This is a genomic window from Coriobacteriia bacterium (assembly GCA_034370385.1).
In the GTDB taxonomy this organism is placed as follows: domain Bacteria; phylum Actinomycetota; class Coriobacteriia; order Anaerosomatales; family PHET01; genus JAXMKZ01.
In genome coordinates this window covers 1-11,381 of sequence record JAXMKZ010000058.1, presented here as the reverse complement: position 1 = coordinate 11,381, position 11,381 = coordinate 1, and the positions used below count along the sequence as shown (strand labels likewise).

Sequence of the window (11,381 nt, the reverse complement as noted above, 5' to 3'; positions counted from 1 at the left end):
GCTGAGCTTATCAGTAACTGTTACGAGCTCCAGCGTGAGTTATTTAATACTGTGGTAGCAAATTCTATCGCGACACTCATGCCTGAAATAAAAAATCTCAATCCACAATTTAGGCATTCCGTCAATGCGTAAGTCCTATATTTTTCGAAAATTTATATTTTGAATAACGGTAAAAAGTGACATTTCTATCCTTAATATTAGGTTAAAAAATGCCGCCGGATTGACGTGTACCTCACTCTAAAGTTAAGATTTGGCGCTCCGCAAAAAGCCGCCAATATCGGCGACGTCAAAAACGAACCATGATTTGTGTTCGAGCACTGTCTTGGTTCGGCCTTCACTCAAAAAAGCAGTAACCTTCCTTGAGTGCGACTATTGTTATTCATAAACTCCAAATCACGAACAAAAAATAATGACAACAACGGGTTGCAAAAAAGCCGGTGTTTTATTGACCTTATCAATCTTCTTAACATCTATTCATTATCTCCTTAACACATCACAACAGTAAAAAAGCTCAGTGGACTAAAAATAGTTGATTTTCGACCGCAATCGTTGCCGATCTAAACACCCTTTTTAACAGGGGGAGAGGTAAGATTAGTTTGTTAAAATTAGGGTTGAGGTTGCTAGGTTGACCTTGGGGGAGGTGGCAACCTCGTCAACCTCGGCAACCATTTTCGGAAACCATTTTTTGGGCGGGGTGTGTTTTACTATGATTTTAGTGTTTAACGTTCACGCACCCTCATTGTTAGCTTCATTATTTGATTGTTAGCAGATGTTTAACGGCAATTCCAGGCCGGTTTTAATTCACTGATCAATGCATCTTCCAAGCCTGCCGCCAGATTAATCGTGAACTCACCAAACCGCAGTAAACCGGTATCTGCCAGAGCATAAATTTCAACATGTCTTTCCAGCGCCAATAGGATTTTTATTTCAATGTTATTGCGAATGTTTGTTACCTGACTAGGCCCTGGTCGCTGATAACCCATGAGCCTTTTCGGTAAAGTTTGCGTAGTTTTACCAATGTAGAAAACCTGACCCTCACCACTGATAAACGCATACAACACATTAGCTGACGTTGTTGCTGTATCAAGTTTAAATACCAATCTGCCTTCGACTAACCGCCAGTCACCAACCCTGTTAAAACCAATATCCATAAGACGCTGCCTATTATCTAAACCCATTTAATTTCATCCCATTTTAAACTTACTGTAGATGGAAATGATAATAGCCATTAATGCAAATGGCACGCGTAATAATTGCCGTTGGTTAGTCAGCGAGTTATTTAGTCAATCAATAAGTCAACCCATAAGTTAGCTTTCTCCAGTCTAGTTAAATAGAGAGATGGTATTATTGAGTATATGGCTGATCCTAAAAAAGCCATAGAAAGATAACCCAATTTAGCTAATTGACAAGGTAACAAACAATGACAACAAACAAATCTATCAGTAAAATGACAATCCCTGCTTATATGAATTGCAGCAAGATAATATATGTAGGAGCCCCCGGTGAGAATAAACCCTTTACTATTCACCCTGATGACCAAACTGATCCTAATGAACGAATATACCTGTACTACGACCGGTTATCAAAACGGATGCATATATTTAATCCTGATAGTTATGAGGGAATAGAATCACTACCCAAGAAAAAGATACTGGGCTTTACCAGTTCGGTGTTATATCGGGGTATTTACATAGATGGCAGTGAGCTGGTAGTACCGGTGTATGACTATGCGGCTAATACTGAATTATCCCTCAGTGAGGTTGTCGAAATAGCACAGAGCGGTGAATGGATGGTAAGAGATAGTAATAACCAGTATGATATTTATAAAAGCAATGACAAACCTAAATGGTCGGATAACTCATTCGAGGACTTATTGCAGATCGCCTTCGAGGGGCATGTAATAGAGAGCGAAAGCCATCCGTTAGTGAAAAACTTTAGATACTTGAAATAAAGTGTGTGAACCAAAGCTATTTATTTAATAATTTTGGTTCAGATATTTGATTGATGGAAATACCAGCACCTGAAAATGATGCTGGTATTTTTTACCAAATGGCGCTACCGACAAACTAATATAATTAGAGTTCGTAATCGTCGTATGTTTGCAAAACATCTTGATTGGTAATGCCAAGATAACGCAGAGTGGAACTGGTATTCGAGTAGTTCAGAACTCGCGCAATCGTTTCAACTTTCACGCCATCTCTGTACATCGCCATACCCCGTGATTTTCTCATCGAGTGGGTGTTGATGGTTAGGCCGAGCATGTCACCGGTTTCTTTAAACACGCGACTGACAGAAACCCGACTAATCGCTTTACCTTTAGCGCGGTTGCAATTAACTTGGAACAACCAGGTATCCGTTGGATATTCTTGCCGCCTACGGGTAATCACGGCAATGGCGGCAGCGTTCAACCTAATGGTTTTAGGTTTACTGGTCTTGGCTTCAGTCAGGCTCAAGGTGCGCTCAGGGATGTTCAGGTCAGCATACTTCAAGCGTAACAAATCGCCGATGCGCAATGACAAGTTAACGCCCACCTTCCAGATGTCCGCATAGAGTTGGCCGTATTTATTCATCAGGGCGGCATGGACCATATCAATTTCCGCTTTGGTTACCGCGTCAACAGTGTTCATTCTATGTACTCCTTTTGCTAGAAAGTACATATTATATTACATAGAAAGGTGGTTGAAACGACTTAGTGACTATAAATCAAATACTTATGATTGTAAGTAACACAAGGGGATTCTGTTACTTAGGTCTGGAGGGGGAGTTGGTGAAAATACTGTTGACTTGAACCGGTTGCTAAGGTAGTGAAACTCGGTTATGCTTAGGTCGCGAAGGCGGTAGTTAAGTCAACAGTGATCAGGAAGGGTAAACTTTAGTGAGTGGTGTCGTTACCAAAAACAGCATCCAGGGTAGGTGCAGTTAGCACAGCTTCACCCCAATGTTCTAAATCTTGTTCACCGGCGCTACTCAATTTATCAGATACCCAATTAGGTAGGTCACCAAAGCGGCGTGCCAATTGTTTTCTCAGCAACTTAGATTCACCTTGAATTACACCTTGAATCACACCTTGAGTAACACCCTCCAGTAAACCTTCTTGCCTAACCTTAGCAATCTCAAATCTTTCCACACTGGTTACATATTGCATTTTAGTACTCTCCTCGATGTCATTAATTTCTTGCCATAGTTCTTGTGCTAATTCTTCGGGTAGCCGCATCATCCAGTCAATGACCCTAAACAGATCAACGACCTTTTGCCGTTCCCATTGCCGTTCATACAACAGCCTGACCAACAAACGTTTAGCCTGGTAACGAGCGGTATCATCTTTACGGGTTCGCTGTGTCTGGATATGTGCAGCGGTAACGATGGCGAAAGGATTATCTGACACCTGTAATGCCTCCAACTGGTCGTGGTAATCAGTCAACTTGGCAATCGGAAAGTGGATCGATGTTTCACACCCCAAGACATTGTAACTAAAATAATCCGGTTTCCAGTTCACATGCACATCGGCTAATACTGCCATACTGGCTATGGGTCGGTGGTAACGATCGAATAGCCGGTAATTATAGACAAATATCCGTTCAGCGAATTCTGCCTGCTGACTACCTTGTACTTCAATATGGATGTAAACCCACTTCTCGCCGCCTGTGCATAAAGTGACCCTGACCAGCTTATCAACGAAGCGTTTACCCAGTTCGGCATCCTGCACCACGGCTCTTAATTCGTTATCCAGAAACGCATACTCTTTCGGCCAGTCAATCTGTGCACAGGCATCAGGAAAGTAAAAGGCCATGAAATCTGGAAAGAAATGTTCAATCGCTTCCTTCCAAGGTGAATCGTATTCATCTGTTACATGGGTAGGCGTTTCAGTACCTTCAACCGTTATACTTTCTGCCTTCAGCTCCAGTTTTTCATCCCGCTCAGTCATGACATCCCTCAGTTAATTGATACTTATTATAGGGGCATTAGTTTACCTAAGCAATGCAACCCCGACCGTCACCGGCACTAGCCCAACTTTTATTTGGTACTATGGTATTTATATGTTACATTTGCCATGTAGTATTAGTGTAGTATTTAAATCGTTTATGGAGATGTTCAATGAAAATAAATTTAACTAAACCCATTATTGACAAGGCGTTACAGGAAGGTAAGCGTTGCCTACTCTGGGATGATCAGGTCACTGGCTTATATGTTGAGGTGCGCACCAGCGGCAAAGGCAGTTATATCCTGCGCTACACCAGTCCATTACACGGTAGACAGTCAATGACATTAGGGTCAACCGACATTATCAAATTAGACGATGTCAGGCAAAAAGCGCGTGAACTGCTGACCGATGTCTACTTAGGCAATGAACCGGCACACCATAAGTTACAACTCAAAAATGCCATGATACTGGATGAAGTGATCGACAACTATTACCTCCCCCATATTAAAGCCTATAAACGCAGTTGGGAATCCGACTTCAGTATCTTGAAAAACCATGTCAGGCCAGCACTGGGTCAGTTAAAGATCAGTGCCATCCAGACCGAAGATATTGCTCGGTTGCAGCGTAGTATGAAGGAAAAAGGCTTGGCGGCAGCGACCTGTAATCGAGTTGTCATCCTCTTGGGTTTTCTGTTTAACCTGGCCATTAACCAGTGGAAACTACCGGCTATCAAAGACAATCCAGCGCGCGCCGTTAAGCAATTCAAAGTCGATAACCAGCAACAAGTATTCCTCAGTCCAGAACAAATTGAACGGTTATTCGTAGAAACCCGTAACTGTAGCCAGAACCCACAACTGGCTTACATCGTGGCCTTGTTAGCCTTAACCGGCGTCCGTAAGCGTAACGCCTTAAATGCAAAATGGAGTGAATTTGACGAAGCTAAACAGACCTGGTTAATCCCCACCACCAAATCAGGTAAAGCTCAAACCATACAACTGTCTGGGGAAGTGTTACAACTCTTGCTCATCTTATCCAGCAGAAACCAAAGTGACTACCTGTTCCCTAATCCTACTACCAACAAACCGTTTGGTAGTATCTTCTGCTCTTGGAATGGAGCACGAACCAGAGCCGGCCTACCCCATGTGCGTATTCATGACCTGAGACATACCTTTGCATCCTTACTGATTAATGCCGGTCATAGTCTATATGTGGTACAAAAAGCACTGGGTCATTACAACCCCAGTGTCACGATGCGTTATGCACACCTGGCCGATGAAACCTTGAAGCAGGCCAATAATGCGGTAGGTGGTCTGATCAAAGCCGGTATGACCAGTGTATTGCAACCTAATGGTACAGAGTCTAACCCTAACCCCTCCTTAACCCCCAAGCTGGACCTATCCCAAAAGGGTCGGGGGATTGGGGGCTAGGGGGCTAGGAGTAAATAGCATTTAGTAATCAACAAGATAAGAAAAAGCTGTAGCCCCCACCAACCCCTTAGCCCCCTTCCCTTTAGGGCTATCCCTAAATCCCAAAATCCCTAAATCCCTGAACCCTAGAATCCTGTTACAGTTATCAAGTTGCAAACTCCAGCTTCACCTACCACGACCAAGACGCTTAATCACATCCACTAACCAGCCACCTGGATCAGCAAGTCCTTTGGGTAATTCTTCCTGCAGATATTCAGCAATAACGTCTAACTCAGTTGCACGTAAGGTGAAGGTTGGCACACGAAACAACGCTTCCCTATCAGCTGAACTATGTAATTGCCGGTCATTGTTGCTGCCGTTAATTGGAGGGTGAACATCAGGATGACTTTCATTACTTCCACTGCCATGTTGTAACGGCTGGTCAGTTAATTCTGCCGCTGAATTAATTTCTCCAGTAGACAAAGAAGAAACAAAAGAATCATTATTTTGCTTAGATGATTGTTCCTCATATTTGACTTCAGGAGGGTTGTTATTGGTTCCTGTAACTGCTTCTGTATTCGTTATTGCAGCTGTCCCCAAAATAGCTAACCGGTCAGCACTGGCATCATAGTGTTCATCACCTAAGTCATCCTGATTCAAGACACTCATCAAGGCTGCATATTCAGTTTTAGCCATAATCGGTGCCTGATAAGGACGGTACTGAGGTCGTTCAGCAAAGGCCTTTCGTGCATTCTTAACATCAACCTGACCAATGATTTGATTCTTCTGTCTGGCCTGATTAATCAGTTCAGCTTGTTGGTACACGGGTAACTTGTTCAGGTCATAAGCCGCTCTGGGCGAGACAATAACCCGATCAGTTACCGCTTCCCGAATCACTTCAGACACGGTGTGTAACTTGTTCAATACTGATACCTGCATCGCATCAATGCCTAACTTCTTGGCAATATCTCGACCCAGTAAACCCTCACCCATTAACTGATGTACCGCATCGGCTAACTCTAAAGCGGTCATGGCTTTGCGCTGAACATTCTCAGTTAACTGTTCCAAAAGAAGCTGGGGCGATGCACTTTTCTCGAGAGAATGATGCGCAATGAGCATCACTGGCACTTCAGAAAGCTGCGCCATTAAGGCGGCACGATAACGTCTTTCACCTGAAATAATGCGAAAACGATGCGCATCTATTGCGCAAACACGTAGCGGTTGGAGTATGCCGTACTGCCTAATCGACTCGGCCAGACCTGCTAAAGTGCGCGCTTCATTGACTTCATCCGGTGCTTCCAGCTCACGTCGCGGTTGCTCAGGGTCTACTTCAAGTTGCTCAATAGGCAGGTAGTGCAGGGCAGGTTGCTGTATTGAATCGTTCATAAATTAATTATCCTGAGCATCATAATTGTGTCACCGGAGGGCTGATATGTTTAGCAAACCAGAACAATCCTGTGTAAGAAACACTGGCTCGACTGATGTGTAATTGCTGCGCTAATGATTCTAATTGTGCGGCCATTTCAGCAGGAAGGAACAAGTTAAACTGTGCCCAACCCTGACGCTCCCCCTTGTCAGAACGATGTGAGATCGGTGCTCGCCATAGCAATCCTTGTTGCCAAGGTGCCTGTTGAATGAACAGAGACAGGATGTCCTGACAGGCCAATTCTAAACTGGAGCCGTGTTGTTTGGCATACGCTTTCAAGTACAAACGTAATGCGGAAGGTAATCGAGTTTGCATTAAAACGAGATCAGTTGAAGTCATAAGCGTGATAGAAAAATGATAAATGATGAATAAAACATGATGGAAAAAATGATCAATGATGAATAGAAAAATGCATAAATAATGCGTAAACAATGCGAATAAAATTTCATTTGCTACAACAAAAGCACTCACTATCAAGAAGGTGCGTGATGAAATGAGCATAAAACAACCCACTAAAAACGTGTTAAACAAATAACAAATGAGCACGAATAAATAACAAAGTCGCAATGAAATCTTGAGGAATCTTTACAAAGTTTCAACGAAATCTTGAGAAAGTCTCAACGAAATCTCAACGGAATTTTGGGAAATCTTGAAAAAGTTTCAACAGATTTTCAAAAAATCTCGACAAGTTTTCATCAAATTCTTAACGGAATCTTGAACAAGTTTCGACAACTCTGCAGCAAAAGTTTAACGGCGTCTCGACAAATCTTGCAGCAAAAGCGCGAGAAATGTGCATCAAATCTTCAACGGAATCTTGAAAAATAAGCCTCAAATTAAAGCTCAGTATCAGGCAAAAACACCTAAAACAGCAAGCTGATTTGTTACCTTTATAGCTTAAATAAACTATAATATGACACAGTAAATTCATTATTGGAGTTCATTATTATGTCCACTCGTAACAAAGTTGAAGCCACCTTGATACCCAAATCTCACTTGAAAATGAAGTCACTTACCATCCGTTTACCCTCAGACATCATGAACAGAATGCAACGGATTAAGGATGATGCTGATGCATTAGGTTACGTATTTGATCCGCAAATCGTACTCACCAATGCCGTCGTCCAGGCCTTAAATCGCGCAGAAAGTGAACTGGAAAAGATACTGAATCAAGGCTCTCAATCCTGAAAATCAGCGGCAAAACCAGAGAAAAAGCAAAAAGTTAAGTCATTGAAAACAAGTGCTATTTTTTTATGACTTTTTTGCTCTAGTTAGTCCCTAGACAGTCGCCATTATGACCCTTGTTAAGAAGGAAAAATGCTACATGCGTGATAGTATGGGAAAGTGCGGGATCTTTAAAGAGGCATTTCAACAGCTAAATAAACTTTGGGTTGCTACTGTCAGGTAGTCCTTAGACAGTTATTTTTTAGGAAAAAATTAAAGTTATTTAAAAACAATAGATTGGAAAGGTACAAACTAGTAGTGTCACTGCAGGTGCAGCCAATGTCACTGAAGGCACGACTGCGACTTTTACTGTTGATTTAACCGGACGTGTTGCCGGTACAACTTACTCTGTAACGACTGCATTGGCCGGTACAGGTGGTGCAGCACCAGGTACTGATTTTGCCGCTAACTTAACATTAGACCCAACGTCAGTAGCAGCGGGTATTACCTTGTCCCCTGCTGGCGTGTTGACTATCCCAGCATCTTCTAGTGTATCCCGCGTTGTTTTATCAACTGCAGTAGTCCTTGATAACATCGTAGAAGTAGGTGAAGGCATGAGCCTGACCTTGTCTGCACCTACCGGTACCGATGCCGTCATCAGCGCAACAGCAGCGACCGCAGCGACAGCCATCGTTGATGCCGTGCCGACATTCTCAATTGCAGCCGGTGCAACTACTGCAACTGAAGGCACCAACGCCACCTTTACCGTTACCTTAAGCCATGCACAAACTGCAGCAACAACCGTAAACTTTGCCTTGACCGGCACCGGTGGCGCAACCATTACCGGTACGGGTGCTGATGTGGGCACACCTACAGTCGCTGGAACCGGTGTTACCTTAGCGGGTTCTACCTTGACCTTTGCGGCAGGCTCAACCACAGCAACCATCACTGTGCCGGTACTGGCTGATACACTGACTGAAACCGGCGAAGGCATTACTGTAACCTTGTCTACACCTAGCACAGGCGCTGCCGTCAGCACAACTGCAGCAGCGGCGAGTACTGCTTTGAATGATCCAATTCCTGGGCAGACTTTTGTGTTGACTGCAAACAAGGATATTTTTATTGGTACTGCTGGTAACGACACATTCACAGGTGGTGTTGGTACAGTAAATGCCACGGATATCTTGAGTGATGTGTCAACCACAGATGCGGATGTTGCAAATCTTACCCTTAGCGGTGCTGCTGCAGCTTTCACATCTTCAAACATCGAAACCTTAAACTTGGGTTTTGATTTTGCAACGACAGCAGATCTAAGCAATGTAAGTGGAGCAAAGGCAGTTAACCTTTTGTCGGGTGTGGCTGGCGTAAGCTCGATTACTGTTCAAGGCGTTGGTCAATCGACTGGCGTTCAAGCAGTCATTGCTGACAGTGCGATTAAAACCCTTGCTATTGAGGGGACTGCCGCAACCAACGATTCAGTTAAGGTAACTACGAAATCCGCTACCCTGACCCTAAATGAAGGTGCTGTTACTCCGATTGAAACGATTGAAGTTGCGACGTCTGGCACAGTCTCAAACGTGACATTGAATATCACCGGCACAACGGCCATCAAGGCAAGTGGTGATGCTAATCTAACGCTTACTGAAGCTGTGGCAAGTGAATTCAGTGCGCAGACAGTGACGAGCAGCATGACGTCACCTGCGACTCTGACTGTCAAGTCAATTGCAACAGCAACTTCGAATTATAACGGCGTTGCAAGTAGCGCGGTTCTTGAGTTGAATGGTGCTTTGACTGGTGCAACGGTGACACTAAACAACACACAGTCTTCCGTTAAACTTTCAGGGACAATTGGAGCGGGTAACGCAGTCCTAGCCGCAAATTCAGGCGCAGCAAATACGCTGAATCTGGCAGTTGCGGCCGACCAAGCAAATGCACTGACTACAACGGGCTTTACAACCGTAAATCTGACGCATGCTAAGTCAGTAGCATCATCTCCAGCGGATCTCGGCAACATTACGGCAACAGGAGCGACCGTCAATATTTCAGGTGCTGGTAACTTTATACTGGATGGCACAAACAATTTCAGCAAGCTGAATGCCGCAAATGCCACTGGTGATGTTACTGTTCTTCTCGCAGCGACTATGAATCATGCGACGGGTGGATCAGGTGCCGATACCTTCCAAATTGCTACAGATGTTGATTTTACTGTTGTGGGTGGTAATGGTGTCGATACGCTGAGATATACTGCTGCAGGAGCAATTAATCACTCAGACAATAGCATTTCAATTACCGACGTTGAGGTTTTAGATATTTCTGCCACTAACAATACAGTTACGTTTGCTGCCACTCAAATTACCGGCAAGACGCTCACTGTTTTAGGTAATGGTGGTGGTGATGCTCTAGCGGTTAACTTGGTTGCTACCGGTGACACTGCTGACCTATCCAATGTAACGATTAGTGATGTAACGGTAACTGTTACCGGTGGTGCTGGTGCTGATACCATTAAAGGCACCAAAGGTGCTGATTTACTCCTAGGTGGTGCTGGTGCTGATAACATCACAGCAGGTAATGGTGCTGATACCATCTATGGTGGTGCTGGTAATGACATTATCGACCTTACTGAGACTGTATCGTCTATCGACGTCGTTACCTTTGTTGGTTTACCTGCTACCGATGGTTATGACACTATTACAGGTTTCAAGCTGGGTACTGATAAAATTAATCTTGATGCAGGCGATGCATTGGAAGTAGTTATTGATACAAATACGGCTAACAATGTTATTGAGTGGGCAACAGCTCCGACGCAGTCTGGAGGGGTAATCACTAAAGCCACAGTGAAAACACAAGCTGCAGACAACTCAGGTTCTGAGGCTGTTTTGATATCTGCAGCCGTTAACGCTGCTGCAAATACCAACAAAGTAACGGCTGCAGACCTTATCGATCTGACCAAAGTAGCCGCGCTGCTGGGTGATACACTGACCATTACTGATGGTACAGCGGGTGGTATCGAAACAATGTTGTTTGTTGTTGAAGCTTCTGACTCAAACAGCGCTGTTACGAATAGCACTAAATTTGCTTTCTACACATGGACACAGGGCAGCAATACCGATACGAGTATTGGTGCAACTGAGTTAGCGTTGGTTGGTGTGGTGACAGGTGATGGAGCCTTGACAACTGCTGATTTCCAAATCACTAATATTATATAGCCTAACCCGCGTAAGGCGGATTCGCCGCTAGGCAATCCGCCACACTCGTGGTGATGTAAATTGACCCTCGTTTGGATGTTCCAAGCGGGGGTTTTTTATGCCTGCCTGTTCGAACCCGCGTAACCCGCGGTCGAGTCGCCCGAGGGAACTTCCCCCTCAGGCGCTCACAGAACCGTACGTGAGACTCTCGCCTCATACGGCTCTTCATGTCCCTTGCAAATTACCAAGTTTGCGTAAATCTTAAGTTCCTCCCATTTCTG

The 11,381-nt window shown here is 44.1% G+C and carries 8 protein-coding genes; 3 read left to right on the top strand and 5 right to left on the bottom strand.

Features of this window, described 5'->3' with window-relative positions:
• Positions 1–773: 773 nt before the first annotated feature.
• Positions 774–1,151, bottom strand: coding sequence for a GIY-YIG nuclease family protein (locus U1E26_11740; protein ID MDZ4170308.1), 378 nt, complete (start codon positions 1,149–1,151; stop codon positions 774–776).
• A 269-nt stretch (positions 1,152–1,420) separates the two neighbouring features.
• On the opposite strand from U1E26_11740, the gene U1E26_11735 reads away from it, so the two are divergent.
• The gene (locus U1E26_11735; protein MDZ4170307.1) at positions 1,421–1,951 is read left to right on the top strand and encodes a hypothetical protein; all 531 of its coding nucleotides are present in this window, start codon (positions 1,421–1,423) and stop codon (positions 1,949–1,951) included.
• Between the two features lie 124 nt (positions 1,952–2,075).
• Here the strand turns inward: U1E26_11735 and U1E26_11730 are convergent, their stop codons facing one another.
• Positions 2,076–2,627: a tyrosine-type recombinase/integrase gene (locus U1E26_11730; GenBank protein MDZ4170306.1), complete on the bottom strand. Its 552-nt coding sequence runs from the start codon at positions 2,625–2,627 to the stop codon at positions 2,076–2,078.
• Positions 2,628–2,872: 245 nt separating this feature from the next.
• Positions 2,873–3,925, bottom strand: coding sequence for a cytosolic protein (locus tag U1E26_11725; protein MDZ4170305.1), 1,053 nt, complete (start codon positions 3,923–3,925; stop codon positions 2,873–2,875).
• Positions 3,926–4,095: 170 nt separating this feature from the next.
• Between U1E26_11725 and U1E26_11720 the strand changes: the two genes are divergently transcribed.
• Entirely contained in the window at positions 4,096–5,349 is a 1,254-nt protein-coding gene (locus U1E26_11720; GenBank protein ID MDZ4170304.1) for a tyrosine-type recombinase/integrase, read from the top strand.
• Between the two features lie 165 nt (positions 5,350–5,514).
• Here U1E26_11720 and U1E26_11715 read toward each other — a convergent pair whose 3' ends face one another.
• Together U1E26_11715 and U1E26_11710 are read right to left on the bottom strand one after the other, a co-directional pair.
• Positions 5,515–6,714: a ParB/RepB/Spo0J family partition protein gene (locus tag U1E26_11715; GenBank protein ID MDZ4170303.1), complete on the bottom strand. Its 1,200-nt coding sequence runs from the start codon at positions 6,712–6,714 to the stop codon at positions 5,515–5,517.
• Positions 6,715–6,733: 19 nt separating this feature from the next.
• Entirely contained in the window at positions 6,734–7,255 is a 522-nt protein-coding gene (locus U1E26_11710) for a hypothetical protein (GenBank protein ID MDZ4170302.1), read from the bottom strand.
• A 1,082-nt stretch (positions 7,256–8,337) separates the two neighbouring features.
• Between U1E26_11710 and U1E26_11705 the strand changes: the two genes are divergently transcribed.
• Positions 8,338–11,121, top strand: coding sequence for a calcium-binding protein (locus U1E26_11705; GenBank protein MDZ4170301.1), 2,784 nt, complete (start codon positions 8,338–8,340; stop codon positions 11,119–11,121).
• Positions 11,122–11,381: the final 260 nt, after the last annotated feature.